General features: G+C 58.7%; 20 protein-coding genes and 2 rRNA genes. 12 read left to right on the top strand and 10 right to left on the bottom strand.

The features are described 5' to 3' along the window. Both WCA10_RS13750 and rrf read left to right on the top strand, forming a co-directional pair. Positions 1 to 315, top strand: a 23S ribosomal RNA gene (locus tag WCA10_RS13750); the annotation flags it as partial. Between the two features lie 308 nt (positions 316 to 623). Beyond that, positions 624 to 739 (top strand): 5S ribosomal RNA (rrf, locus tag WCA10_RS13745). An 833-nt stretch (positions 740 to 1,572) separates the two neighbouring features. Here the strand turns inward: rrf and WCA10_RS13740 are convergent. After that, positions 1,573 to 4,005 carry an ABC transporter permease gene (locus tag WCA10_RS13740; protein WP_472823098.1) on the bottom strand — a complete coding sequence of 811 codons (2,433 nt, stop codon included), beginning with the start codon at positions 4,003 to 4,005 and terminating at the stop codon, positions 1,573 to 1,575. A 194-nt stretch (positions 4,006 to 4,199) separates the two neighbouring features. Beyond that, on the bottom strand, positions 4,200 to 4,472 hold the full coding sequence (locus WCA10_RS13735) for a GlsB/YeaQ/YmgE family stress response membrane protein (protein ID WP_472823097.1): 273 nt from the start codon (positions 4,470 to 4,472) through the stop codon (positions 4,200 to 4,202). A gap of 256 nt (positions 4,473 to 4,728) precedes the next feature. Between WCA10_RS13735 and WCA10_RS13730 the strand changes: the two genes are divergently transcribed. Together WCA10_RS13730 and WCA10_RS13725 are read left to right on the top strand one after the other, a co-directional pair. Next, positions 4,729 to 5,058: a PadR family transcriptional regulator gene (locus WCA10_RS13730; RefSeq protein ID WP_472823099.1), complete on the top strand. Its 330-nt coding sequence runs from the start codon at positions 4,729 to 4,731 to the stop codon at positions 5,056 to 5,058. 49 nt (positions 5,059 to 5,107) lie between these two features. Beyond that, on the top strand, positions 5,108 to 7,879 hold the full coding sequence (locus WCA10_RS13725; RefSeq protein ID WP_472823096.1) for an ADOP family duplicated permease: 2,772 nt from the start codon (positions 5,108 to 5,110) through the stop codon (positions 7,877 to 7,879). 20 nt (positions 7,880 to 7,899) lie between these two features. Here WCA10_RS13725 and WCA10_RS13720 read toward each other — a convergent pair whose 3' ends face one another. After that, positions 7,900 to 8,259 (bottom strand): hypothetical protein, encoded by a 360-nt coding sequence (locus WCA10_RS13720; RefSeq protein WP_472823095.1) that lies wholly within the window; start codon positions 8,257 to 8,259, stop codon positions 7,900 to 7,902. 178 nt (positions 8,260 to 8,437) lie between these two features. On the opposite strand from WCA10_RS13720, the gene WCA10_RS13715 reads away from it, so the two are divergent. From WCA10_RS13715 to WCA10_RS13705, 3 genes are all read left to right on the top strand, one after another. Beyond that, a complete protein-coding gene (locus tag WCA10_RS13715) occupies positions 8,438 to 9,145 on the top strand; it encodes a tetratricopeptide repeat protein (protein WP_472823094.1) in 708 nt (235 codons plus the stop codon). Between the two features lie 84 nt (positions 9,146 to 9,229). Further along, positions 9,230 to 9,823, top strand: coding sequence for an RNA polymerase sigma factor (locus WCA10_RS13710; protein ID WP_472823093.1), 594 nt, complete (start codon positions 9,230 to 9,232; stop codon positions 9,821 to 9,823). Continuing rightward, the gene (locus WCA10_RS13705) at positions 9,820 to 10,344 is read left to right on the top strand and encodes a hypothetical protein (RefSeq protein ID WP_472823092.1); all 525 of its coding nucleotides are present in this window, start codon (positions 9,820 to 9,822) and stop codon (positions 10,342 to 10,344) included. The genes WCA10_RS13710 and WCA10_RS13705 overlap by 4 nt, the downstream gene beginning before the upstream one ends. Positions 10,345 to 10,364: 20 nt before the next feature. Here WCA10_RS13705 and WCA10_RS13700 read toward each other — a convergent pair whose 3' ends face one another. Further along, positions 10,365 to 10,709, bottom strand: a complete 345-nt coding sequence (locus WCA10_RS13700) for a phage holin family protein (protein WP_472823091.1) — start codon at positions 10,707 to 10,709, stop codon at positions 10,365 to 10,367. Positions 10,710 to 10,897: 188 nt separating this feature from the next. Between WCA10_RS13700 and WCA10_RS13695 the strand changes: the two genes are divergently transcribed. After that, on the top strand, positions 10,898 to 11,758 hold the full coding sequence (locus tag WCA10_RS13695) for a hypothetical protein (protein ID WP_472823090.1): 861 nt from the start codon (positions 10,898 to 10,900) through the stop codon (positions 11,756 to 11,758). A 22-nt stretch (positions 11,759 to 11,780) separates the two neighbouring features. After that, complete coding sequence (locus WCA10_RS13690; RefSeq protein WP_472823089.1) at positions 11,781 to 12,047, top strand: hypothetical protein; 267 nt, start codon at positions 11,781 to 11,783, stop codon at positions 12,045 to 12,047. Positions 12,048 to 12,213: 166 nt separating this feature from the next. Here WCA10_RS13690 and WCA10_RS13685 read toward each other — a convergent pair whose 3' ends face one another. Then, positions 12,214 to 12,660, bottom strand: coding sequence for a lysozyme (locus WCA10_RS13685; protein WP_472823088.1), 447 nt, complete (start codon positions 12,658 to 12,660; stop codon positions 12,214 to 12,216). Positions 12,661 to 13,511: 851 nt separating this feature from the next. On the opposite strand from WCA10_RS13685, the gene WCA10_RS13680 reads away from it, so the two are divergent. Both WCA10_RS13680 and WCA10_RS13675 read left to right on the top strand, forming a co-directional pair. Beyond that, positions 13,512 to 14,036, top strand: a complete 525-nt coding sequence (locus WCA10_RS13680) for a septal ring lytic transglycosylase RlpA family protein (RefSeq protein WP_472823087.1) — start codon at positions 13,512 to 13,514, stop codon at positions 14,034 to 14,036. Positions 14,037 to 14,293: 257 nt separating this feature from the next. After that, a complete protein-coding gene (locus WCA10_RS13675) occupies positions 14,294 to 15,700 on the top strand; it encodes a diguanylate cyclase domain-containing protein (protein WP_472823086.1) in 1,407 nt (468 codons plus the stop codon). A gap of 140 nt (positions 15,701 to 15,840) precedes the next feature. Here the strand turns inward: WCA10_RS13675 and WCA10_RS13670 are convergent, their stop codons facing one another. The 4 genes from WCA10_RS13670 to WCA10_RS13655 form a co-directional block, all read right to left on the bottom strand. Then, positions 15,841 to 17,889 (bottom strand): M1 family aminopeptidase, encoded by a 2,049-nt coding sequence (locus WCA10_RS13670; protein ID WP_472823085.1) that lies wholly within the window; start codon positions 17,887 to 17,889, stop codon positions 15,841 to 15,843. Positions 17,890 to 17,944: 55 nt separating this feature from the next. Next, positions 17,945 to 19,186: a lipid-A-disaccharide synthase gene (gene lpxB / locus WCA10_RS13665; RefSeq protein WP_472823084.1), complete on the bottom strand. Its 1,242-nt coding sequence runs from the start codon at positions 19,184 to 19,186 to the stop codon at positions 17,945 to 17,947. A gap of 113 nt (positions 19,187 to 19,299) precedes the next feature. After that, on the bottom strand, positions 19,300 to 22,029 hold the full coding sequence (locus tag WCA10_RS13660) for a serine/threonine protein kinase (RefSeq protein ID WP_472823083.1): 2,730 nt from the start codon (positions 22,027 to 22,029) through the stop codon (positions 19,300 to 19,302). A 196-nt stretch (positions 22,030 to 22,225) separates the two neighbouring features. Continuing rightward, positions 22,226 to 23,854 (bottom strand): VWA domain-containing protein, encoded by a 1,629-nt coding sequence (locus WCA10_RS13655; RefSeq protein ID WP_472823082.1) that lies wholly within the window; start codon positions 23,852 to 23,854, stop codon positions 22,226 to 22,228. A gap of 179 nt (positions 23,855 to 24,033) precedes the next feature. Between WCA10_RS13655 and WCA10_RS13650 the strand changes: the two genes are divergently transcribed. Further along, positions 24,034 to 25,059: a class I SAM-dependent methyltransferase gene (locus tag WCA10_RS13650; protein WP_472823081.1), complete on the top strand. Its 1,026-nt coding sequence runs from the start codon at positions 24,034 to 24,036 to the stop codon at positions 25,057 to 25,059. Positions 25,060 to 25,149: 90 nt separating this feature from the next. On the opposite strand, the gene WCA10_RS13645 is transcribed toward WCA10_RS13650, so the two are convergent. Then, on the bottom strand, positions 25,150 to 25,851 hold the full coding sequence (locus WCA10_RS13645; protein WP_472823080.1) for a Crp/Fnr family transcriptional regulator: 702 nt from the start codon (positions 25,849 to 25,851) through the stop codon (positions 25,150 to 25,152). Between the last annotated feature and the right edge of the window lie 72 nt (positions 25,852 to 25,923).

Here is a 25,923-nt window from a genome sequence, read left to right as displayed (position 1 = left end):
CGTGAGCTGGGTTCAGAACGTCGCGAGACAGTTCGGTCCCTATCTGCTGTGGGCGTAGGAGATTTGCGGGGGGCTGTCCTTAGTACGAGAGGACCGGGATGGACGAACCTCTTGTGTTCCAGTTGTCCTGCCAAGGGCACGGCTGGGTAGCGAAGTTCGGTTGTGATAACCGCTGAATGCATATAAGCGGGAAGCACGCTCCAAGATGAGATCTCCCTGAAGGGCCCAGAAAGACCATCTGGTTGATAGGCTGGAGGTAGAAGCGCAGTAATGCGTGTAGCTTACCAGTACTAATCGCCCGTTCGGCTTGTCCATAGAATTAACTCCGCGCAGTAAGTTGTTCGCGGACGTTCTTCTTACAAGCCTTGTACGACCAATCAATTTCGTGTCAATCAGATAAACTCTGAGCAAATTTTTGTGGCGCCAGATTGCAGTCCGCGTTCCTACGCAGCCTCCGGGAGAAACCATCCGGAACACACGTAGACGCCGCGGCAGGCTGCGGGCAAACCAACCCGCCAAGCGCCATACCAGAATCAAAGGCGTGAGATCCCTCGCATTCGCTCGGGATTTCGGCTGAAAGCTCCCGGCGCTCTGCGCCTCACGCTTTCAAAGCGCCTCAATTTGCCGGTGACCATACTGCGAGGGATCACCCGTTCCCATCCCGAACACGGAAGTTAAGCCTCGCTGGGCCGATGGTACTGCACGGGCGACTGTGTGGGAGATTAGGTGATCGCCGGCAATAAATTCAAAAGAAAAAGCCATGCCCCCGGGTATGGCTTTTTTTGCGTTTGCCTCTCCTAATCATCCTCAAGTCTGTCGGTTCTGTCTCACAAGCGCCTTCACCCTCTTCTGCGAAGCGGCTTTCTCTTCGAGCTTTTTTTGCACGGGACGCCTCTGTTTGGCGAGAAGCCTATTGGCATTCTTCTTCCACAATTGAAAAGACTCACAGAGAGCCTGGTCTCTGCGAAGAGCGTCAATATAAAACGCATCGCCTCTCGCTAACCGTTCGACGAAATAGATTGCTCGATCAAGACGATCCCTTGATCGATACAATCTCATCCATTCAACCGGATCTCCACCCTGCAGTACTCGTGCGATGCGATTCGCCGTGTCAGTGAGTTGATCGCCTTCAAGCTCCAGCAGCGTGCTGACCGCTGTTTTGACAATGGAATCGTAATGGCGGGTGCTGTTGACTCTCCGCCCGACCATCTCCTCGCGTTTCTGAAGTTTGATCTTCACCTTTTCCCCAACGGTAACGGTGCTCCACTTCTGCAAACGTTTGCGAAGGATCGATTCTTTCAGATGAGCGACAGTTACATCCCCGACCACTGACTCCGCATCTTTCGCGGAAATCTGAGGCTTGGCTTTTGCAAGAAGCTCGTCGCTCTTGCGTCGATATTCTCGATTTATCAGCGATTTCTTTCGCTTCCACGTCTTCCGAAATGCGTGGGGATTCTTTGAAAAGGTGAAATGGTCCTTTTGCAGCTCGAGGTGTTTCTTTTCTTGAGGTGTTTTGCGATCCCGTGGCATGTCGGAAATATATACCAGACGAACTTTGGATGCAGAGTCACCTCAATTCTCCCGCATCATCGTCACGACGTCCACGCGCGAGGCTCGCCGGGCGGGGATGAGCGATGCCGCTACTCCTGCAATCACCACAACGGCGATTGCGCCTGCGATCGATACGGCATCTGCGGCCGAAACACCGAAGAGCAACGACTTCAGCCAGCGTCCCAGTGCAATTCCGAGCACCGTACCAATGGCCACGCCAATCAACGTCAGACGCAGACCGTCGGTCAGCACCAGCATGAAGATGCGTTCGACGCTGCAGCCAAGCGCCATGCGGATCGCTAATTCTCCCGATCGCTGGACTGTCGCATAGGCCATCACGCCATAGACGCCCAGGGCCGCGATCAGCAATGCGATTCCCGCGAAGATGACCAGCAGCAAGGTGCGGAAGCGTGGCTGCGCGAAATTCTGATCGACATTTTCTTCCATGGTACGGATGCGCACGACCGGCTGATTGGGATTGATTTTGTGCACCGCCTCCCGCAACTCCGGAATCACGCTGCGCGGGTCGACCTCTGTGCGCACCACGAACGACATATTGCGGACGGGCAGGACCTCGTTTGCCTGGCGGAAGGGAACGTACATCTCCGTCGGCATATCCGAGACGAGCGACTGTTTGACGTTGCCGACGACGCCCACCACCATCATCCACGGCACGCTTTCGTCGGGGATGGCCCCGAGTTGCAGCTTCTTGCCGAGCGGCGACTCGTTTCCAAAATACGCATGCGCCATCGCCTGGTTGAGCACCACCACGGTCGGCATCTTCTCCCGATCGGAGTCTTCGATCCAGCGCCCCTCAAGCAAAGGAATGCGAAGCACCTGGAAATACTCCGAACTCACAGTGCGGTAGTTCGCCATGATGTATTCCGAAGCGTTGCGCGGCGGCCGCCCCTGGATGTTGAAGTGGATCACCGCGCCCTGTCCGCTCACCGGCAGGAAAGAAGAAGCCGCAGCCATGCGGACCCCAGGCAAGCTGTGCAATTGCCGCAGCGTGTCTTCGTAGAAATCCATGTTGCGGTGAGCATCCGCCGGAGCGGCCCCCGCAGGCGGCACAGGCAGATCGGCGACCAGGATGTGATCGGCAGAGAAGCCCATGTTGACGTCGCCGAGGCGACTGAGACTGCGCACAAACAGTCCCGCCCCCATCAACAGCAGCAGCGCGAGAGAAATCTCCGCAACCACGAGCGAGTTGCGCAGCGCCTTCGCCTGGTGGCCCACGGCGCCGCGTTCGGACTCATTGAGGATGGAGCGCAGATCGGTGAGGCGCACTTGCCCTGCCGGTGCGACCCCAAAGAATACTCCAGCACAGATCGACAGCACCGCCGTAAACAGCAGCACGTGCAGATCGATGTGGACATCCGTTCCTGGGGGTAAAGAACCGCTGGCAACGCGCAGCAACGAGGGCATCAGCGCGTAGGCCAGCGCGACTCCCGCAACCGCCCCCATCAGCGACAGCAGCAGACCCTCGATCACCAACTGTTTGATGATTTGCCAATCTGAAGCTCCCAGCGAAATGCGAATGGAGATCTCGCGCCGCCGCGCGGTCGCCCTGGTCAGCATCAGGTTGGCGATGTTTCCGCAGGCAATCAACAACACAAAGATCACCGCGCCAAGCAGTGTTAGCAGGGCGGGCCTCGCCTGGCTTACAAGCTGCTCGTGCATAGGGTTGACCACTGCATCGAGTGCAATGTTGTCCGTGGGATACTTTGCGAGCAGGCGCTTTGCGATGGTTGTCATTTCGGCGCGCGCCTGCGCAAGAGAAACGCCGGATTTCAGCCGCGCAATCGGAAAAATGCCGGGGTGCCACGAGCGATCGTCCGGCAGCTTGCTGGCCCACGGACCCATCGCGATCACCACATCGGGCGTTTGCTGCAGCAATTCGTAGCCTTTGGGAAGAACGCCAATCACGGTGTAGCTCTGGTTATCGAGGGTGATGGCGGTCCCGATCACTCCCTGCGAGCCGCCGTACTTGCGTTGCCACAGGCCGTAACCCAGCAGCACCACAGCAGGCGAAGCGGGTTGGTCATCGGCCATTATGAGAGCGCGACCGGCGATCACATGCACGCCAAGCAGATGCAGCAAATTTCCGCTGATCATCTGGCTGGGAATTTGTTCCGGATCGCCGTTGCCCGTAAGCGCTGACGTGAAGACGCGCGCCGCGCCGAACTCTTCGAACGAAGAGCTCTGCGACTGCCAGTCCCTGTAGTTCTTCCACGAAACAGAAAGTGTGGGGAACTGGGTCGCGCGCTCTGAGAGCATCACGAGCCGATTGGAATCGGGAAAGGGGAGTGGCCGCAGAAGCACGCTGTAAAACACGCTGAAGATCGCCGTGTTGCATCCGATGCCGAGCGCAAGCGTCCCGACGGCGACCACCGTGAACGCCATGCTCTTGCGCAGTTGGCGCAGGGAGTATTGCAGGTCTCTTACCAGGCTCAAAGTTACCTCGCGTCTGTCTTCATCTCAGGGAAAGCGGGACGATGCGTCCGTATACTGCTTGCGTGCAAGTCTCTCACAGGATTCCGGCAAACAGGAGGTTTTTGGGACGAACGACTGGGGTTGAGGACGAACGCCATTCCGTTACACATGCGAAGTATTGCCCGAGATTACGGCGTTCGTCCTTGTAGCCCGGTCTAAAGGTTGGCGCCTCGATTGCCCGAAATCAGCCGCAAGATCCAGGTTAGAATCACTGCGCCTATGGTCGCAATGATGATGCTGACGATCAAGCCGTGTTGACCGACTCCCCCCAATCCGAGGTGGCTCGAAATGAAGCCGCCAACGAGAGCCCCCACAAGGCCAACAATCATGTCCATGAAGAAGCCGAACCCCGACCCCTTCATCAGTTTTCCAGTCAGCCAGCCGGCAATCACGCCGATAATGATCCACGCAATCCATCCATGACCCATTGCATTCTCCTCCTTCGTGTCAGTGAAATTTGAAGCCGGTAGAAGCGATAGACCTATATATCCCGCTACAACTTGCGCGCCCATTCGCAGGCAGGAAGCATACATCCCGCGACCCGGCATGCACTAGAAAAGTTTTGGAAGTCCAGGGAGTGGTGTTTGACCGCTCTCCTTGACAGACTAGGAGAGATGCCTTAATCTAGCTCTCCTAGAGCGTCAAGGAGAGAACGGCTTGGCTGATAAACCGCAAGACAAACAGATGGAACTGCTGCAAGGGACGCTGGATCTTCTGATACTGAAAGCCGTTTCGCTTGGGCCATTGCACGGCTATGGCGTGCTGCTGCGCATTCAGCAGATTTCGGGCGAGGAACTGGTCATTCAGCAGGGCTCGCTGTATCCGGCGCTCTACCGGCTTGAGCATCAGGGCGTGATTGCCAGCGACTGGGGCGAGAGCGAAAACAATCGCCGCGCCAAGTACTATCGGCTCACTCCCGCGGGCCGCCGTCGCCTCGAAGCGGAAACCGAAAAGTGGAATCGGATGGCCGGCGTGATCGCCGGAATTCTTCGCACGACTCCGGAGAATGTGTGATGAAACAGGGAAGAGGGAATAGGGAACAGGGAAAAGGGAAAAGGACGCGATGAGCGACGGCTTCTTTACTTTCCGCCTGTTTGCTGAGATGCGCTCGTGGCTTCGAGCGATGTCGCACCGCAATCGGCTCGAATCCGAGATGGAAGCTGAACTCCAGCTTCATCTCGAACAGCTCACCGATGACTTTATTCGCGCCGGCCATTCGCCCGCCGAGGCTGCCCGCCAGGCCCGGATCGCGCTAGGCCCGGCGCTCATCCACAAGGAGGGCATGCGCGCATCGCTGGGGCTTCGCTGGTTCGACGAGTTCCGCGCCGATATTCGTTACGGCATGCGCATCCTGGCGAAGAGTCCGGCGTTCACCCTGATTGCCGCATCGTCGCTCGCGCTCGCCATCGGCGCCAACACAACCATCTTTGCGATTGGCAAGCAATTACTGTACGACCGGCTCAATGTTCCGCACGCAGAGCAGCTTCGCATGCTGCGCTGGAACGGCGATGGCCACGAAGCTGTCGACGGCATGTGGGGAGATTTTGATACCACGCCAGACTCCGGCACCACGAGTTCGGTCTTTTCGTATCCCATCTACAAGCAACTGCACGACCACAACCAGAAACTCGAAGATCTGATCGCATTTAAAGAAGACGGAATGAACGCGACCATCAACGGCAACGCACAGCGCGTAAACGCGGATATGGTGTCGGGAAATTTCTTTGCTGCGCTCGGCGTGCGTCCCGAACTGGGGCGGACGCTGCAACCATCTGACGATGCCGAACCAGGATCGGGAGCAGTTGCCGTGATCAGCGACAGTTTGTGGCAGAAGTATTTCGGCCGCTCGCCCTCAGTTCTCGGTCAGACTGTGACGTTGAACCAAACGGTCGTCACAATTGTTGGTGTCAGTCCGCGTGGCTTTACCGGTGCAAAGAATGTTCTGCAGTCCCCCGATCTATTTGTGCCCATCAACATGCAGCCGGTGGTCGATCCCAAGGGCAAGTCAGCATCGCTGCTGACCGACGCATCCCTGTGGTGGGTCAATATCGTCGGACGCATCAAACCGGGCGTCAACGACAGGGAGGCAGAAGCCGCCCTGGCCGTGCAATTCCAAGCCGCGGTTCGCGCCACGACTACAGTGGGAGTGGGCGAAACCATTCCGCGCCTGGCGCTTGTCGATGGCAGCCGTGGGTTGCACTATGCAGATCGCGAGTTCAAGAAGCCGCTCTTCGTCCTGTCGGGATTCACCGCTTTTGTGGTGCTGCTGGCATGCGCCAACATTGCCAACCTGCTGCTGGCACGCGGTGCGCAGCGCCAGCGTGAAATGAGCGTCCGTCTCGCCATGGGCGCCGGCAGGGCTCGGATTCTGCGCCAGTTGCTGACGGAGAGCCTGATGCTGGCGATACTGGGTGGCGCAGGCGGACTGGTGCTTGGATACTTTGGCCGCAGCGTGCTTCCGATGCTCTTGACCAACCCCTGGGAGCGCGCTGACCAAGGAACCTTCAATCCGCCTTTTGATTGGGGAGTCTTCGCGTTTACGGTAACGGTCACGCTTCTGACAGGTGTCGTCTTTGGAATGGTACCCGCATGGATTGCGGCCCGTTCCGAAGTCAGCAGCACGCTCAAGGAAACGGCGCAAAGCGCCTCACGCCGACGCAAAGGCCTTACTGGAAAAACCATTGTGGCGTTTCAGATTGCTCTTTCCACGCTGCTCGTGGTGGGCGCCGGTCTGTTTTTGCGCACGCTGCTGAAACTCAATGCGGTGGATGTGGGATTCGACGCAGATCACCTGGTGCTGTTTGAAATCAGCCCGCCTGCCCGCCGCTATCCCGGACCTAAAGATGTGCGTCTCCATCAGCAGATTGAAGAGCGCATTGCCGCACTTCCCGGGGTCGAACACGTTGCTCCCGGATCGATTCCTTACATTGCGCAGAGCATGGGCAATGAAGACTTCCTTCCGGAAGGGGAGAGCCCGGATCCCAAAATAAGACGCGCTGAATACGAGAACAGCGTCGGCACCGACTTCTTTCCCACCCTTGGAATTCGGATTCTCGCGGGACGAGGATTTGGCCCGCAGGATACGTCCACCTCGCCGAAGGTTGGAATTATCAACCAGTCGCTGGCGCGCAAGAGATTCCCGAACAGCAATCCAGTCGGCAAGCGGTTCAAGGCAGATCGCGAAACTTCTGACTGGATTCAGATCGTCGGCATCTGCGCCGACAGTCGATATTCTGATTTGCGGAACAATCCACCCGCGCAGTTCTTCCTTCCTTACGTTCAGCTGCCTGAAGTGGGAACGCTGGTATACCAGGTCCGGACAAACATGCAGCCGTCCGCGCTCTTCCCGGCGCTACGCGGGGTCGTTCAATCCGTTGACCGCGACTTGCCCATCATTGACTTCCGCACGCAGCGGGAACAGATCGACGCCACGATGCAGATGGAGCGCGCATTTGCCGCACTGACCGCCGGCTTTGGCGTGCTGGCGCTGGCGCTGGCTTGCGTCGGGATTTACGGCATCATGGCATATTCGGTTGCGCAACGGACTAACGAGATCGGCATACGTCTCGCGTTGGGTGCGCAGCCCGGACAGGTGCGGAGCATGATCCTGCGCGAGAGTACGTGGCTTACCGGCGCCGGGATTGCTGTGGGAGTTGCCGCTGCGCTCGGGCTCACGCGACTGGTGAAATCGATGCTGTACGGGGTCACGCCAAGCGATCCGGCTACGCTGGCGGCCGGGATTGCGCTTTTGCTGGGCGTTGCACTGGTTGCCACCTGGATTCCCGCACGCCGCGCCGCTTCAGTACAGCCCATGGAAGCATTGCGGCATGAATAGCATTTGATTGCACTCTTGTTCTACACGCCGACGGGCAAGAGTGGAAGACCGCGCTGTTGTTTGGCCTCGGCGATGACGGCATCAAGGTGCGCAAGGACTTCAGCCACTGAAACGGCGTACATCTCGCGGCCGGCGTCGTAGCCCTCTTCGATCAACTGTTTGAGATGGCGGCCGGCAACCTGCACGGCAAGCTGGTCCGTGATGACTTTGCCGGAGCGCTTCTTCTGTTCGAGCCAAGCGGTGCAAGGCAGCGCGATCCACATGGGTCGGCCGTTGACGTCAAATCGCACATCGACGGCATCGGCGTGGCGGGTGGCGATGGCCACGATGTTGGCTTTCCAGGAGCAATGCAGGTCTTCGCCGGTCCAGCGATCGGTCACATGGAAATCTTCGTACATATTCCTAGCCTATCGCCCCCGCTACGGCAGGGCAAGCGCAGGGATCACGTTCTGTGGCGCTGAGCCTCGCGCGCTGATAAACTAGTAAGGTTGCAGTGGCTGTGCCCACCCCTGTACGGACCCGCCTGCAAGTTGATCGAAGCGAAGGACAAAACACCCCGTGGATACACAGACTCGTCATGCCCTGAAGGGCGATAAATTTGCCCAGGCCACCAAAACCAGCGTTACCTGGCTGAGCGGCCACCGCACCAATGTTGTGCGCTGGATTGTTTCAGCCGCAGTGGTCCTCGTTGTGGGCATCGGATTGATCATCCTCTGGAATGTGCAGGAATCGGCGGCCGAAACGGCTCTCGGCGAAGCCATGGATACTTATACAGCGCCCCTTGCGCTCCCGGGCGCTCCGGCGCAGAAGGGCGAGTATGCGACGGTTGCCGAGCGGTCTAAGGCTGCAAATCAGCAATTCAAGGCTGTCGCCGACAAGTATGGCTGGCTGCCCGAAGGCGGCAAGGCGCGGTATTTTACCGGCGTCACCGATCAGGAACTGGGCCAGACGGCTGCGGCCGAGACCGAGCTCAAGAAGGTGGCGGATTCGTGGAATCGCAACCTCGCCAATCTTGCCAAGGTCGCCCTGGCATCGATCTATCACCAGACGGGAAGCGATCAGCAGGCCATCGATCTCTATAACGAGATCATTGCCAAGCCCTCAGATACCGTCACTGCCGGGACGGCGCAGCTTGACCTGGCAGACCTGTATGCTGCGACGGGCAAGCAGGCCCAGGCTCGTGCGTTATGGGCGAAGCTGAAGGATTCAGACAAGGATGGCGCTGCCGGCTCGATCGCTGCACAGAAGCTCTCCGGCAATCAGTAGGTTTCGGATCGAATGACGCGAGGCGGAAGTCCCAGAAGATTCAACGTCTGAGCATTTTTGCCGTCGCCTGCGTCTGGTGGTTGTATGAGCGCCAGCCAGACCCTAGTTCCCGCTTGGATGGAGATCGTCGAGAGCCACGTGCATGACCAGGCCCGCCAGCGCGCCCAGGAAGAAGCACTTGAGGCGCTGGTGGACCAATATGCCACCACGCTTTTCCGCGTAGCCTTTTCTGTCCTGCGCAATCAATCGGACGCGGAAGACGCCGTGCAGGAAGCCTTTCTGCGCGTTCTGCGGCATCGCGAGACACTCGGTGAGATTCGCGACCACCGCGTGTGGCTGATTCGCATCGTGTGGAATATTGTCCTCGACCGCAAGCGCCGGACGAAGACGCGCCCGGAAACCGACGACATTACCGAGGTCGCACGTGTGCTGCCCGCGACCGGGCTTACCGCGGAGCAACGCGCATCCGCTGCGCAGCACCACGCCCACGTGTTGTCATGCGTTGAGAAACTGCCCGCACGCGAACGCGAGGTGATGATGCTCTCAGCGTTTGAAGAGCTGTCAAGCGTGGAGATTGCCGCGGTGCTCGAGGTTACGGAGTCGAGCGTGCGGTCCCGGCTGTTTCGCGCGCGCAACCTGCTGGCCGACTTGCTCAGCCATCCCAGGAGTATCCGATGAATCCCTCGACACAAAACGATCTCGACCGCAATGCCGAGACAATTGAAGCGGAACGGTCGCTTCGTCTGATCGCAACGCTGCCGGCCCCGGTTGGAATTGAAGACCGTGTGAAGTCTGGGCTGCGCAATGCTTCTTTTCAAACAGGAGTGATCGCGTGGCCGCTATCCTCATCGAGCAGGGCGAGCTGGGCACAGGTTTCGTATATGCGCGCCGCCGCTGCCGCTGCCATTGTGTTCGTGGTCGCGGGCGGAGGCTGGGGCGTGTATACGCATTTCCGGCCTGCGGCCACGCCGACTGCCGAGGCTGTCCCGCAGCGCATTGACGGAAGCGGTGGTCTTTCGCCCGCAGGAGCCGTGCGAACTCCTAAGACTGTGGAAGGCCCAAGGATTGCGACCCCGAAGATTATGAGGCAGGCAACTGGGTCGGGCAGTGTTTCTACGCAGCCGCGCCTGCACGGTGATCGCCGGCAAGATAAGAAGAAGAGATCATCGACTCCGGTGTCGGCGCCGGCAGTTCGTTAAGGGCAGAGCGGTTGGCGGGGTTATTGATCCTTCATCAGCGCGCGGACCAGCATGCCGATCACAGCCAGCACGACCGCACCCCAAAAGGCCGGAACCCATCCATACACGATGAAGCCGGGCACGATTTGTGCCGCCAGCAGAATCATTCCTGCGTTGACGAACAACAGGAAGATTCCCAAGGACAGAATGGCAAAGGGAAAGGTGATCAGCTTGATCGCGAATCCCAGGGTTGCGTTGAGAACGCCGATCACGAGTGCCGCAATCACGGCTGATTGCAGGTCATTGACATAGAATCCGGGAACGAAATTGGCCACGACCATCAGGGCAATGGAGCTCAGTACCCAGTGAATCAATGCTCGAAACATGTGGCGTTCATCTCCGGAGTCGCGGGGAGTGTGTGCGCAGGAACTTCGGACCGCGTTGGTCTGCAATCATAGCGCGATCGACGGGCGATCGCGCGTAATATGTGCGACCATTCTAGTAATGCAATCCTGCGTAGTCACTCTCTTTCCAATTCGCATCCCAAGTGCGGTACCAACGGTCAATATCTTTCATGCATATTCGTAATCATTCGCTCTGGATTGGCCGCACGCTTCTTTCGGTTTCGGTTCTGGTTGCCGGCGGTCAACAGTCGGCGCAGACGCCTTTGCCTGACATTCGGGAACTGATGCAGCAAGTGCAGCAGCACCAGAAGCAGCTGGACAAGATCCGCGAGAACTACACGTACACTTCCTACCAGGTGGTACAAGACGTCGATGCGAACGGGCAGGTGAAGAAGACGGAGAACTCGGAGTACGAGGACTTCTTCGTCAACGGCCACGTGATTGAACGCAAGGTCAAGGCAAACGATCAGCCGTTGAATGCGCACGATCAGCAGAAGGAAACGGAGCGTATTACCAAACTGGTGGAGAAGGCGGAGAAGACGCCGCGGGGCCAGCCCCTGGAGGGCCCGACGATCAGTGTCAGCCGCCTACTCGACATTATGGACGTGCGCAACGAGCGCCGCGAACTCTACCGCAACGACCCGACGATTGTGTTCGACTTCGTGGGCCGGAAGGACGCCAAGACACACGGCATGGCTGAAGACGCCTCGAAGAAGCTGGAAGGAACGATCTGGATCAACGAAGCAGATCGGCAGGTTGCGCACATCGAGGTGAGGTTCAACGACAACTTCCGCATGATGGGCGGAATTCTGGCGACGGTGCAGAAGGGCTCGAGTTTTCGTTTCGATCAGGCGAAGGTGAATGGCGAGATCTGGCTGCCGACGGGCGCCGAGGGTACCGTGCAGGCACGGTTGCTGCTGTTCAAGAACCTCCGGCAGCGCTTTCGCGAGCGCGACTACGACTACCAGCGCTTCAAGGTGGAAACGCAGGTTCCAAAGGACGTGAAGGTCGCTCCAGACAAAGAGCACTGAGCAACGGCTGTAGGCTGAAAGCATGTTCATTCGCAAACTGTCGGTCGAGCGTGTAGACGCGGAGGGCTTACGGCACGCGTGTCCAGTGCACTGGATCGACAACTTTGCGATGCGGAACTTCACCAACGACGCGATTTTCGATGACACCCTGCCCGTCGGCGACGGGCTGCTTGAAGCGGGGCACCGGGTGCCGCTGGATCGGCTGCAAGCGGCGATGGAGGATTGGTTCCATCGCAAGGGGTATATCAAGGCGGACGAGAGAGTGGAGATCAGGGAGTTGAGCTGCTAGTGGGCGGTCCGTACCCTTTGAACAGCGGGGGTATGCCCTCCCCATCTCTGGGACGGAGTTCGCCGTTTTCAGCGGTTTACGGGTTTTCAGATTTGCAAAGTCTTCCAAGCAAAGACGTTAGACACAGAGTCGTCTCAGGAAAGGGTTTACGAGCCGTTATTGGGGTTCAGGCAGCGGTGGAGTGTGGGCTCCAGAGTTGAAATTCGGCTTCGCGACGGGATTTGAGTCCGGCAATTTCATGAGAGCCGGCATGATCCCAGGCCAGGAGTTCCCATGCCGCGGCATCGTATTTGCCGGAGTTGAGATACCTGAGCAGGGTCGAGGAGGCAAGGCGTCCGGCGCCGAGGTTGAAGACGAAGTCCACGAGGGCATCGAATTGGCCCTGGGTCAGCGTGACTTTGACCAGGTGCTCGACGGCCGTCTCGGCAATGGCAAGATCATGGCTGAGGATGGCTTCGGCCTGCGACAGGTTGATGCCGGTTGGGTACTGCTCGCCGGGAGCCAGCCGGTGTCCGAAACCGACGGTGCGGAATCCGGCAACATCCGGGTAAACACGGTCACGAAAGCCTTCGGATTTTTTGAGCAGGTTCAGGCCTGAAGGGCTCAAGCGCATTTTTTCTCCTTATCCAAAAGAAAAAGGCCGCGCGTGGCGGCCTGGGGTACGGATTTGGTTTATGAACTGATTATGCGCCGGACGGCATCAATTACCTGCAAACTGGCGGCAGGAATTTGGTTTTTGGAATGAGTCACTTGGGGAGTTTTGTCGGGAGGCGGGGCTTGACATTTTTCGGGGCGACCGCATACTTCGCCGAACTGAGGGCGCGTCCGAAAAGCAGATTCTTCGTTCACCACCCCCGAACCTACCCCAGAGAGCTCACGCTCTCCGGGGCCCCTGGTACGTTCGGGGGCCCTTTCACTCAGAATGACAGTGCAATTGGGGGAGGTTTGGTGGGGAGGGTTTCGCTCGGAAGATAAAAGCGTCTGGGGACCGTTCGCTTAAAGCGTCTGGGTCCGTTCGCTTTGAGTGACACCTTGCCGCTCGGGGTAGCCCTAATGGCCGGACTAAGCGTATGACTCTAAAGTGGATCTGGCTCTTCTTCTCAAGTGGACTTTGCTCTTCCAGAGCCATTTGCGAGGAGGCCTGGAGCGTATAGGGCTAAAGTTACTTTCCCAAGGCAAGTTCGCCATGATAATCTTTGCGGCCTCGGGGATTTCCGCGCATTCCCGACGGGTTGCATCGGCGCGGTTCACATCCGCAAAGGAGCGGTCGGACACCGGCAAATAGCGATCGTGCACCAGGAAGTTCCGAATCCTAACTGCGCGGATTAAACGGCTTACTGGACGTACCATAAAGTGGGCCGACTTTGTAGTGTTTTTTGCTTGCATCTCAAAGATTTTATTGGAGGTTATCGGCTCTCGGGCTGGTAAAATCAGAGGATGCTTATTCGACCAAAAGCAACCAACATGAACCCCCCAACGCCGCTGCCGTTCTGGCTGCTTGTGGGGATTTCCTGCGTGGCAATGGCCGGGCTATTGGGAACGATTTCGACCCGGTCAGTGCAGGCGGATGCTCGGCTGCAAAGGCCAATGGCAACACAGCCAACGGTGGTCGCGACGGCGACTCCGGATATGAGCGCAGCGGCACAACCAGCGCCCAAGAAACACGGCAAGATTCTTCGTGGCATCGCGTCCTGGTATGGATCGGTGTTTAACGGGCGGAAGACGGCAAGCGGCGAAACCTACAACATGTACGACATGACGGCGTGTCATCCTACCCTGCCGTTCGGAAGCATTGTGCGGGTGGTGAATCTACGGAACAAGAAGTCGGTTGTGGTGCGGATTACCGATCGCGGGGACCTGGGGAGCAACAACGGACGGATCATCGATCTTTCGTTCGCGGCGGCACAGAAGCTGCAGATGACGCAGGCGGGGCTGGCAAGGGTTTCAGTCGAGGTGCTGTCGCCGGGGCATCCAGTGAGCGGCGAGTAAAACCGGAAAAGACCCGTTATAGAGAATCAGGGCCAGCGCAAAGCGCTGGCCCTGATTCTCTATGCGGCGAACAGGGAATCCCGGGCGAGCGCAAGCATGTGCAGTCTCGTTAACGGGAGGGGTACAGGACTGATCAGAAGGGAACAGATTTCGCGGTATTTCTTTGAAATGATGACAATGTGTATTCGTGTGCAGGAGGAGGAAACATCCTGCTGCCCGAACTCCGGATTGCAAGGTTTGCCGGGAAGAGGTGAACCATGGGACAAGTTGCTGCGAAGAACGTTCTTCTCATCAAAAACCAGACGGAACGGGCGAGCCGGATTCGAGAGATGTTCAAGCAGATGGATTCGAACGTCTTTCAGGTGACCCATGTTTCGTCGGTCAGCGATGCGGAACGGTATCTTGCAGGGAATGCGGTAGACATTATCCTGTTGGACCTCGGATTGACAGGGCCGCGCGGACTGGAAACATTCAGGCGGCTCCACACCATGGTGCCGCGTGTTTCGATGGTTTTACTGTGCGATCCGGTGGAGGAGCCGGTGGCAGTTCAGGGGATTCAGGAGGGCGCGCAAGACTATCTCATCAAGGGACAGATCGAGCCCCGGGAATTGAAACGGGCTCTTCTCAATGCCGTCGAGCGCAGAAGCGTCGGGGAAATTCTGGCCGTAGAGCAGGAACGCGCCCAGGTCACTCTCGACTGCATTGGCGACGCCGTAATCTGCACCGATTCATCGGGGAATATCACCTTCTTGAATCATGTCGCGGAAGCGATGACAGGCTGGCTACTGAAGGATGCGATGGGAAAGGCGATGGGCGATTGTGTCCGGATTGTGGACGGAACATCGCGAAAGACAATCCTGGACCCGATGGCAAACGCCGCTTCTCAAAATCAAACGGGCAACCTGCCGCTGAACTCCGTCCTTATCAGCCGCGACGGACATGAAGTTTATATCGAAGACTCAGTCGCCCCCATTCACAATCGGGATGGACAAGTGGCCGGGGCGGTGATCGTGTTCCACGACGTGAGTGCGACGCGAGCATTGGAGAAGGAGTTGACGGATTCTGCCCACCACGACTTTCTCACCGGGCTACCCAATCGAATCCTGCTGAATGACCGGATTGGCCAGGCAATCTCCCTTGCACATCGGCAGGGGTGCCATGCGGCGGTATTATTTCTGGACCTGGACGGGTTCAAGCAAATCAACGATTCCCTCGGGCATCCCATCGGCGACAAGCTTCTTCAGGCCGTCGCAAAGCGGCTGCTGGAGTGCGTGCGCTCTCCGGATACCGTGGTACGTCATGGCGGCGATGAGTTCATCGTCTTGCTTCAGGAACTGAGGCGCCCGGAGGATGCGGTTTATACGGTTGCGAGGCTGTTGAAGAAGGTGGCGGAAGGATATTTGATCGACTCGCACCAGATCTCCATTACGACGAGCATTGGTGTGAGCGTCTATCCCGGAGACGGACGGGATGGCGAAACGCTGATCAAGCATGCAGACATTGCAATGTATCACGCAAAGAAGAACGGGCGTGAGAACTATCGATTCTTCAGGCCGGAGATGGCGATCGGATGCGTCGAGCCTCAGTCCGACGGGCAGGATTCGTCGCAAGGTCGGTCTTGGAACGAGATCAGGTCCAGTCGGACGGCAATACAAGGCGAGTAGATCAGATCTGAATTTCGAAATAGAAGGCCAGCCATGAGCTGGTCTTTTGTATTTGAGGGGCGGGGTCGTTGCTTTCCCACTCTTGCGACAAAAACACGTACGGCTGTAAGGGTGTAGAGGATAGCGAACGGCAATCGAACTTACTGGCCTGTGTCGGGGAGTTTGTAGGGTTTGGAGAGCCATTGGCGGGCCTCGTTGACGGCGCCCTGGGTGTTGTCGTTGGTCTGGACGGCGAGGCGGTATTCATTGACGGCGCGGTCACGCTGGCCGGTGATGTCGAAGATTTTGCCGAGAGCGATGTGGCTCCAGACTTCGGTCCAGCGAGGCTCGCCATCGCCTCGAAGGGCGTCGCGATAGGAATTGACGGCAGCCTGAAAGTTACGCTGCGTGAAGAGCACTTCGCCGATGCGATAGCTGGCGAGCGAGCTTTGGGAATTGGCCTGGAGAGCCTTCTGATATTCGGCGAGTGCGCCGACGAGATCGTTTTGCGCGACGAGTTGCTGTCCCTTGAGGATGGCGATGCGGACCTGGAGGTCGGGCGAGGATTTGAGCACCCAGTCGCCGGGATCGACAATGATCCGGCGAGGACGCCCGAAGGTGTCGACGACGTATTGGGAGTCGGTGCCGACGACGTCGATTTTCTGGTCTACCGTTTTGCCATCGGTGTCCACGCGCAGGTCGACGGGCATGCGGAAGAGGTCGAGGTCCTGATTGATCTGGCCGATGGTGCGGAATCCCTTGTTATTGCCGAGGCGGTAGACGGCGTATTTGTTGGTGAAGGTGGGCGCGCCGGTGCCGTCGACCCACTGCGAGAAGAAGGGCAGGAGCTGCTGCTGGCTCTGCGCTTCGGCCACTTTTTCAAGGTCGGTGGCGTGCATGGATTTGTCGGTGTACTGACTGAGCGCGCCTTTGAGCGTGGCGAGGAAGGCCTTGTCGCCGATCTCTCCGCGCAGCATGTGGAAGATCATGGCGCCCTTTTCGAGGGTCATGGACTGGAATTCAGGCGAGAAGGGATTGAGGCGCGCGGAACTGGACAGGGGAATGGTGTCGTAGGCGAGCGCGCCGGCGGAGACGTCCTCAAGGGCGGTCTTGAGGGCGGTCTTGCCGTTTTCGTCTTCGACGTACATCAGCTCGCCGTAGCGCGACATGCCGTTGGTAATCCACGCATCGCTGAGGGTGCGGGGACTGACTTCAGAGCCCCACCATTGGTGGGCGATGGTGTTGGCGAGGAGGCGGATGCCGGACTTGTCGCCGACGCGGGAGCCCATGATGGCGGCCAGCTCAGGGGCCCAGACGGCGGGCAGGGTGTCGTCGGGGATTTCAACGACATTGAGATGCGAGGATTCCGGTTCGCCGAATTTGTCGGTGAAGAAATCGAATTCGCGGGTCGCGGTTTGGGCGAGCTGGTTTGCCGAGGCCTGGTGGGCGACGGTGAGGTAGACCTTGATGTTGCCGGTGCCGACGGAGATGGGGCCAACGAACCGGCCGGCGATGATGGTGCCGGGGAAACCGGGCTTATTCCAGTTGAAGTCGAATTGGTCGCCAGGTTTTCCGTTGGCGAGGGTGACGGGATGGGCAGCCCCCTGCGCACCGCTGGAAAAGACTTTCATGCCCTGCGGGACACGGAAGTGGACCTCCGCAGTGTAGCGATCGGTCATGAAACCGGTGGTGGGGAACCAGCGCGCGGGATAAAGCAGGTAAGTGATGGGCTCCTGGATAGCGGCGAGCTTGAGGCCTTCAACGGGACCGTCTTCGCTGCCGGTGATGGTGCCGTCGTATTCAAATGTCCAATGAGCGGGCTGGCTGGGGACGAGCGGAGTTGCCGGCGTAACGCGGATGGTGCCGTCGGCCGAGCGCTCGCCGGTGAGGACTTTGCCGGAGTCATCGGTGATCTTCGTGACTTTCAGGGCGGGATGGAATCCGAAGCTGACGATCTCGGAGTTTTCAGGCGCGGTGAAAGTGACGGTCGCCTTGGCGGCGAGATGGTGCGTGGCGGTGTCGATCTCGGCGTCGATCACGTAGCCGGTGATGTCGAGCGTGGGGCGTTCGGGCCGTTGCGCGGCGAGCGGGCGGGAGGCGAAAAAGCTGACGCCAAGAATCAGGAGCGCCGTCCAAGGACCAAATCCGCGAGGCGTCAATGACCTGCGGACAAACGAATTCAGATTCAGCAATTCCAGTGCTAGAAGCATGTTCTTCCTAATCGCGACGAAGCTTTGTGGTGTCATTGTTTTGATGCCTGTCCCATCAGGATTGTACGGATTCGGAGACGGGCAGGGCGCTGCCGATCTGCCTGATTGTGATGCCTGCAACACGGCTGATGGCGGTTTCTACCTCGTCCCACAACCCGGACTCGCCGGGGGTGAGAAGGCCTCGAAAGCGGGCCAGCTCCTTCATCATGGACTCGCGAAGTGGTCCGTCGGGTAGCAGAGGCTCGATTTGACGGACGATATTGGCGGCGGTGAAGTCGGCTTGGATGAGCTCGGGGACGACCATTTTGCCGGCAATGAGGTTGGCCATGGCGACGAAGGGGACTTTGACGACGCGGCGGGCAATTTCATACGTGAGGGGCGAAACCCGGTAGACGACGACGAAGGGGTTTCCGATGAGCGCGGCTTCGACGGTGGCGGTTCCGCTGGCCACGACCGAGGCGCGGGCATGCAGAAGGGCTGCGCGGGCGTCGTCGACAAGCCGGACGGGAAATCCCTCACCGTGGTGCTTGACCAGGCCCGCGAGCATCTTGCGCTGAGATGGGTTGAGGGTGGGGGCGAGGGGGATGATGAACTCGAATTCCTTGCGCGGGCTGGTGGCGCGGGGTCCGCGAAGAGTGAGGATGCGGGCAGCCGAAAGCATCTGGGGCAGGTTGTCGCCGATCTCCTTGGCGCGGCTGCCGGGCAAAAGGGCGATCCAGGAGCGGGATGCGTTGAGACCGCTTTCGCGGGCAAAGTGCTCACGGGTGATGGAGGGCAAGGGCAGGTCGGCGAGCGGGTGGCCGACGAATTCGGCGGAGACGCCGTGTTCGCGATAGAAGGCCTGCTCGAAGGGGAAGATCACCAGCATCTTGTCGATGAACTTCTGCACAAGCTTGATACGGTTCTTCTTCCATGCCCAGATTTGGGGGCTGACGAAGAAAATGACGGGGATGCCGAGGCGGTGGAACTCCTGAGCGAGCTTGAAGTGGATGTCGGGGAAGTCGATGAGGACGGCGATGACGGGACGGTGGGTGCGGATGGCGCTCTTGAGTTTCTGGTATTCGCGGTAGATGCGCGGCAGGTGCTGGATGACCTCAGTGATGCCCATGACCGCCATGTCTTCAGAGCGCACGATCTGGCGCAGGCCCGCGTTGACCATGCGCTGCCCACCCATACCGACGAAGCTGGCCTGGCGGCCCTCCAGGGCGAGCTGGCTGCGCAGTTCTTCGACCAGCATGGCGCCGTAGAGTTCGCCGCTGGCTTCTCCGGCGGAGATGAAGATGGTGGGCTCGGACATCCGTGCGCCTCGTCCCGCGCTGGAAACATGATAAAGGGTTGGGGATGAAGAGAATCGAAGGCTTCAAGGCCGACTACCGGGAAGCCGCTAGTTTGATTGCGGGGTGAAAGGCCCTAAGGCAGCTTTGTTTCGAGGGCGTAGATTTCTTCCTGGCTGATATCGCGGATGGCGAGAATGGAGTCGTCCGGGGCGAGACCGGTCCAGGAGCCAAAGCGTCCTAGGGCAATGCGGCCCGCAGATGTCAGGTCCGCGATAAGCATCGACTTGCGGTCGCTTAGGCAAAACCGGTAAACGGGAATGTTTTTGACAAAAGTATTGGCATAGATGATGCACTTACTGTCACGCGTCCACTCGGGATAACTCGAGGTCGCATTGAGGAAGTCTTCCCATTTTTGCGTAGTGAAATCGAAAAGCTTCAGCTTTGTGTAGTTCCCGGTCATGGCCAGCAGGTATCTTCCATCAGGCGACCAGCGAGGTGAAAATAGTCCCGTTGAATCCGGCAGCAAAGTGACTTTCCGGGTCTTCAGGTCGAGGATCCGGATCGAACTTTCCTTCGATGTTCTGGCGAGGAAGGACGTGACTCCATAGGCAACGGAATCTCCGTCGGGCGACCAGGTTGCATCCTCCAGATCGTAATCTTCAGACGCGAGCACTTCCGGAGTGCCTCCCTCGGCGGACACGGCAAATATTTTCCAAACTCTACCCGGCTCGTGGCCCGCGAAAGCGATCTGGGTGCCATCCGGTGACCAGCGGGGCAGTCCCACTTCCAATGGAGCGAAGGTGAGTTCATGACGGTCGCTGCCATCGGTTTTGCTCTGCCAGAGGATGCCTTCGGGATAGGATACATATGCGACCCGTGAACCATCCTTCGAAAAAGCCAGGCCTTCTGCCGAGATGCCCTGGAGGAACGGGGCGAACTGCCCGGTCTTCACATCAAACTTCATGACTTCGCCGCGACGATTGGAGCCGATGAAGAAGACTCGTGTTCCATCCTTGTTCGGCAGCGGCGCCTCTGAATCGGCTTGACCTACCGTGAGCTGCACAGGATCCGGAGTGGTTTTATGGAAGAGATCGGATTTGTCGCGCATGGCCCAGAGGTTCGCGACCCCTCCGCGGATGGACTGGAAGATGTAGTATTTTCCATCGCCCGTCCAGTTGCCGCAGCATTCGTTTCCGGGATTATTCCAGCCAGCGAGCAATTGCTTGGGGTGGCTGCCGTCAGCCTGTGCTTCCCACAACGAACTGGTGCGGAGTTTGTCATCGAACACGCTAAATCGCAGGCGATGGCCATCGGGAGAGAATCTGAACCCAAAAGGTTCACCATTCGCCGTGAGTATCTTCCGCTGCGACGTTCCGTCCAGACCGACAGCGAAGATTTCTGATCTGGTGGCGTAGTAAATGCCGGATCCGCCCGGCGAAAACGCAGCGTCTCCTGCCATGATGTTTCCCACACGCCGCGGTTCACCACCGGGAACAGGCATGATCCAGATGGCGGCTCCGGAATTGTTGCGGGGTGGTCCTGCCGCGAGCAATTCGGACCCATTGGGGGAAATATCCGACGGACCGAAGAGCCGAATAGGGGACTGAAGCGGTACGGTTTCACCGCCCGCGGTTGATATCTGCATCACCTCAGCGTTTCCCATAATCCCCTGTGTAAAGTAAATTCTTGAGCCATCGGAGACGAGCGGAGGTGGCGGTTCTCCGGGCAAAAACAGCTTGGGTTGGCCGTCGTGCGTCAGTTGTGTCACTCCCGTAACTACCGGAGGCGGAAGAGTGGGCCGAAGAAGATATGCGAGACCCAGCGCTGCTACGGCGATGATCGGCCAAAGCCACCAGGCTTTGATCCATGGAGAACGCGGAGCCGCGACCGGAAGCGGCGCCGACGCCGCGGAGGCGATTACCTGGGAAGCGGAGACCGATTGCGATTTCCCCGATTCCGTGTCGCGCTTCAAACGCTTGAGATCGGCGCGCATGTCGGCTGCATGCTGATAGCGCAGATCGCGATCCTTCTCCAATGCTTTATGGATGATGTCGTCGAGTGCGGGCGGCATCTCAGGGTTCAATCGCACCAGGGGAGCAGGCGGTCGGTTGAGGATCGCGTCGAATATGAGGCCAGTACTTTCGCCGCGAAAGGGCAGAGCGGCGGTTGCCATTTCATAAAGCACCACGCCAAATGAGAACAGGTCGGTCCGCGCATCCAGCTCCTTGCCCTTCACCTGTTCAGGGGACATGTATGCGATGGTGCCCATCGTGGTGCCGGGACTGGTGAGGTGCTCATCGTCGATTGTGGTCGGGGCCTCTCCTGAAGCAGTTCGCGGCTGGCTTGATCCGCTGGAGAGGACCTTTGCTAATCCAAAGTCCAGGATCTTGGCGTGACCGCGGGCCGTTAGGAAGATGTTGGCGGGCTTGATGTCGCGGTGCACGATACCCCGGCTGTGCGCCGCGTCTAATGCATCCGCAATCTCAATGGCGATGCCGAGGAGCGCCTCGATCTCGAACGGTTTTCCGGCGATGCGATGCTTCAGTGTCGATCCATCAAGATACTCCATCACAATGAAGGTGCGGCCAGTATCTTCTCCAATGTCATAAATAGTGCAGATGTTGGGATGATTGAGCGCGGAGGCTGCGCGGGCTTCGCGGCGGAATCTCTCCAGGGCCTGCGCATCGCCGGCGACATCTTCAGGAAGAAACTTCAGAGCGACGAGCCGGCCGAGCCGAGAATCCTCAGCCTTGTAAACCACGCCCATACCGCCGCCGCCCAGTTTCACCAGGTTGCGGTAGTGCGAGACGGTAGAGTCGATCATGCCCGCGATGCCTTTCAGGCTGGCTGGTTTATGGGGCATTTTTCCGGTGAGTCAAAACCCATCCGCAAGGTTGCCTGCACCAATTCCGGCCAGATTGGGGGAGACTGCTTCAACTTTTTTGGGGAAGTCTTCCTGCCCGAAGTTGTACCACGAAGAGCAGGGGCATGTCGTGCATTGCATCGAGGCGTGCCACAATCCCAGGTCCTTCAAGAGCAACGACGATGAAGGGAAGCCGCTAGCCGCCAGCGGGTTGTGTGGCAGCTGGTGCAGAAGGTCTCGGTACGATCTTAGGCGCTGGAGCGGGGGCTTCCGGCGCTGCGTCGATTGACTTGCGATCGAGTTCGGCGGTTCCGATGCGGCCGCCGTTCTGGTCTTCGACCACGACGCGGATCGTCCGGGTTCTTTTCGGGTAGGGAACGACGAGTTTAAGTCGCGTGGCTACGGTCGGCAGTATGGCCAGGTCCTGGCTTGGTGCCTGGAGTGTGGTGCGCGCGACGCGCGAAGCGAGGATATACCGGTCGTTGTTGAGGCTGGCAGCAGCCACGATCAAGGGGACGCTTTCTTTTCTGTCTTCGGTGGGAAGGAAATCGAGGTTTCTGGAATGCAGCATGACGGTGAACTCAGCGGTTCTCGAGTCTGGATGGCGGACGACGCTGGTCAAGTTTACGGAGAGGGAGTTGAAGGGAATCGCAGCCTGGACGGCTTCGGAGAGCTTGATCATCTGTTGTTGCCGCACGTTGATGACGGCCTTCTCGTTGGGCGCATAGTAGCCGGCCTTGGTGATGACGCGCAGTGAGGAGTCGCGCAGCGCAACGCGAACGCGGCGAAATTTACCATTGGGATCTACGTTTTCCGGTTGATAGGTGAGGGTGTAGTAGTTAGCGCCGAGCTGGGCCGAGCGCTGGATCTCGGCATCCACGTCGTTACGGTTGTAAAAGAGCTTGCCACCGGTTTCGTTCGAGAGGAGGCCGAAACTGATATCTCCGCTGAATGGATCGTTGTCACCGATCACCATCTGTGCCTCCATGGCGCTCAAAGGAAAGCCCGCCTGCACGAAGGGAGAGCGCTGAGTCACCGGTAGACCGGGATAAATGACAAACAGGCTGATGCGCGCGTCAACCAGGAGGTTCGTTGTGAGGTGGGTGTACTCTCGCACCTCCTCGGCGGCCTTGGGAGAGAACGCGGTGGTATCAAGTTCCAGGCTGGGGCCTCCATGGCCGCCCCAGATGATGTTTTTGCGGCCGGGAATGCCCTTGTTCTGCAACGCAATCTGCTGAAGGGCATCGATCGATTGCGAGAATCGCTCCCAGAAGAAAGCGCCATTCATGTGCTTGTAGGGAAGAGCCGGAGGGAGATGATCGAGCGCGTAAAGCAGACTGGCGCGGCTGCGCGTGTAGCCCTGCAGCATGTCGAGCGATTCGTTTCCCACCACGAGCATCTCTGCGGGCGAAGCGAGTTGCTGCGGTTGCGCAAGAAGGAATCTGCGCATCGAGTAGCGAATGTAGGCGAAATCTTCGAATCGCGAATTCAGCAGGTCGAGAACGAGGATGGTGACGGGGGCTTTGCCATCCGGATTTTCGTCGGAGGATTTTCGGTTGATGATATGAACGTCGGGCTGCTCAAAGGAGAAGATGCGCTGCGGCTTCTTGTCTTCGGTAATGGTGAAGTCATCTTTAGTGAGACCGGTGACGACGGGGTGACCCTTCTTGTCGAGCACGGTGACATCAAGGAAGACGAGGGATGAGGTTACGTGGAGTGTAGGCGCTGGTGGAGGTTGTTGCTGGGCGGTCTGGGTGAATGCAGGAGCGGATGCGGCGAGGAGCAACAGAGAGGAGAGAGAGAGCGCTGTACGCCGTTGGATCATGACGGTCCTCTTCTTGACTAGACGGTACTGCGACTGCGGAAGTTTGGTTGCTCATAGCGAAAATCATTTCCCGCGGAAGATTGCGAATGGTACACTCGGCGAGCCTGCACGGGATGGCAAGGTCGTTCTCCCCTTGGAATGGACTTCCCATGAGCCAGGTAAAGAATCGGAGGTCAATTATGGAAAACGGAAGTCATGCAGGCGCGCCGCTGAATCCAGGGATTGTTTTCGACATGGTGCAGGCGGTACAGAAGACGGCAGCACTGAAGGCGGCCATTGATCTGGACATTTTCAGGGCAGTGGGACAAGGGCCGGGCGATGTCGCGTCGATCGCAAAACACGCGAAGGCGTCGGAGCGGGGTATTCGCATTCTCTGCGATTTCCTGGTGATTAGCGGGGTGTTGGCGAAGGAAGGGAACTGCTACACGCACACACCGAACAGCGCTGCATTTCTCGATCCTGTGTCGCCGGCTTGCATGGCATCGGTGGCGCATTTTATGAGCCGGCCGGAGCTGATTTCTGGACTCACGGGGCTTGCAGACGTGGTGCGCGCAGGGCGAACGCACCTGCCGGGCGAGGGCAGCGTTGAGCCGGAGAATCCGCTGTGGGTGGAGTTTGCGGAGAACATGGCACCGATGATGGGGCCGATGGCGGGCCCGCTGGGCGCAGTCGTGCTGGAAGGGCACGAGGGGCCGATGCACGTGCTGGATATTGCGGCGGGGCATGGACTTTTCGGGATTGAGATCGCGAAGCAGAACAAGCAGGCGCATGTGACGGGGCTGGACTGGGCGCCGGTTCTGCGCGTGGCGTTGCGAAATGCGGAGAAGGCCGGCGTGCACGATCGCTACAACATGCTGCCGGGAAGCGCATTCGATGTGGAATTTGGCGGGCCGTACGATGCGGTGCTGCTGACGAACTTTCTGCATCACTTTGACAAGCCGACGTGCGTGGGGCTGCTGAAGAAGGTGCATTCTTCACTGAAGCCCGGCGGCAAAGCGGCGACGCTCGAATTTGTGCCGAACGAGGATCGGGTCTCGCCGCCGATGCCGGCCGGATTTGCAATGACGATGCTCACCACCACGGCGGCGGGTGATGCTTATACATTCTGCGAACTGCACTCGATGTACGAGGAAGCCGGGTTCAAGGGCACTAAGGCGCACCCGATTCCGATGAGTCCGCATACGATTGTGATGGGGAACGCGTAAAGAGCAGGGAGTAGGGACATAGGGACATAGGGACATAGGGGCGAGGGACAGAGGGTGTGGTGAAGCGCAACCTTTTGGTTGCGCATTTTGTTATTCCAATGAATAGAGGCGAGTGACGAGATCGCGGACGATGGGGTAGCACTCGCACGCGGCGCTTTCCAGACCTTCACAGTCGACAATATGGATGCGTCCGCGGCTGTATTTGATGAGGCCGCTGCGTTGCAGGGATCCGGCGGCAAGGGTGACGCTGGTGCGGCGAGCGCCCAGCATCTCAGCGAGGAACTCCTGGGTCAGTACGAAGCGGTCCGATCCGAGGCGGTCCCGGACCATCAGCAACCACCGGGCGAGGCGTTCTACGATCTCGTGGAGGCCATGGCAGGCTGCGAGTTGGCTGAGAATGAAACCCTGGCACTGCACACATTCGAGAATGCGTTGCGAAAGCTGCGTGTGCGCGAGAAAGAGCTGCTGCAAATCATCGAAGGGCATGCGCAGGGCGGTCCCTTCGCTTTGGATGAAGGCCGTGGTCGGGGCGGTGGCGGGTCCCAGCAAGTTGATGGCTTCAACGAGGCCTTCACGGCCAATGACGCCGACTTCAGCTCCGACGCCGTCGGACATGAAGGTGACGACGGAAGCAATGCCTGAGGTCATGAAGTGCGCAAACGGCGGCGTCTGGCCAGGGTTGGTGAGTACCGTTCCGACGGGCAAGTCGACGGGCTGCAGGCGGGCGAGCAGAGACGATTTCAGCTCAGCCGGAAGGGCATTGATGATCAGATTTGATAGTTCGGCGGCCATTGGGAAGATCCTTTGCGACAGTCGCAAGGGATTCCGCCCGATTGGCGGGAAGGGTTGCGCTCAAAAATTGAC

This window comes from Occallatibacter sp., assembly GCF_049582745.1.
GTDB lineage: Bacteria > Acidobacteriota > Terriglobia > Terriglobales > Acidobacteriaceae > Telmatobacter.
The sequence above is the reverse complement of the archived record's forward strand: the minus strand, read 5'-3'. Positions and strand labels throughout refer to the sequence as shown.

Bases quoted from the DNA above. Each gene is read 5' to 3' on its own strand.
- WCA10_RS13735 (WP_472823097.1), bottom strand. From the start codon at position 4,472: ATGGGTCATGGATGGATTGCGTGGATCATTATCGGCGTGATTGCCGGC.
- WCA10_RS13730 (WP_472823099.1), top strand. From the start codon at position 4,729: ATGGAACTGCTGCAAGGGACGCTGGATCTTCTGATACTGAAAGCCGTT.
- WCA10_RS13725 (WP_472823096.1), top strand. From the start codon at position 5,108: ATGAGCGACGGCTTCTTTACTTTCCGCCTGTTTGCTGAGATGCGCTCG.
- WCA10_RS13710 (WP_472823093.1), top strand. From the start codon at position 9,230: ATGAGCGCCAGCCAGACCCTAGTTCCCGCTTGGATGGAGATCGTCGAG.
- WCA10_RS13705 (WP_472823092.1), top strand. From the start codon at position 9,820: ATGAATCCCTCGACACAAAACGATCTCGACCGCAATGCCGAGACAATT.
- WCA10_RS13700 (WP_472823091.1), bottom strand. From the start codon at position 10,709: ATGTTTCGAGCATTGATTCACTGGGTACTGAGCTCCATTGCCCTGATG.
- WCA10_RS13695 (WP_472823090.1), top strand. From the start codon at position 10,898: ATGCATATTCGTAATCATTCGCTCTGGATTGGCCGCACGCTTCTTTCG.
- WCA10_RS13690 (WP_472823089.1), top strand. From the start codon at position 11,781: ATGTTCATTCGCAAACTGTCGGTCGAGCGTGTAGACGCGGAGGGCTTA.
- WCA10_RS13685 (WP_472823088.1), bottom strand. From the start codon at position 12,660: ATGCGCTTGAGCCCTTCAGGCCTGAACCTGCTCAAAAAATCCGAAGGC.
- WCA10_RS13680 (WP_472823087.1), top strand. From the start codon at position 13,512: ATGAACCCCCCAACGCCGCTGCCGTTCTGGCTGCTTGTGGGGATTTCC.
- WCA10_RS13675 (WP_472823086.1), top strand. From the start codon at position 14,294: ATGGGACAAGTTGCTGCGAAGAACGTTCTTCTCATCAAAAACCAGACG.
- WCA10_RS13670 (WP_472823085.1), bottom strand. From the start codon at position 17,889: ATGCTTCTAGCACTGGAATTGCTGAATCTGAATTCGTTTGTCCGCAGG.
- lpxB (WP_472823084.1), bottom strand. From the start codon at position 19,186: ATGTCCGAGCCCACCATCTTCATCTCCGCCGGAGAAGCCAGCGGCGAA.
- WCA10_RS13660 (WP_472823083.1), bottom strand. From the start codon at position 22,029: ATGCCCCATAAACCAGCCAGCCTGAAAGGCATCGCGGGCATGATCGAC.
- WCA10_RS13655 (WP_472823082.1), bottom strand. From the start codon at position 23,854: ATGATCCAACGGCGTACAGCGCTCTCTCTCTCCTCTCTGTTGCTCCTC.
- WCA10_RS13650 (WP_472823081.1), top strand. From the start codon at position 24,034: ATGGAAAACGGAAGTCATGCAGGCGCGCCGCTGAATCCAGGGATTGTT.
- WCA10_RS13645 (WP_472823080.1), bottom strand. From the start codon at position 25,851: ATGGCCGCCGAACTATCAAATCTGATCATCAATGCCCTTCCGGCTGAG.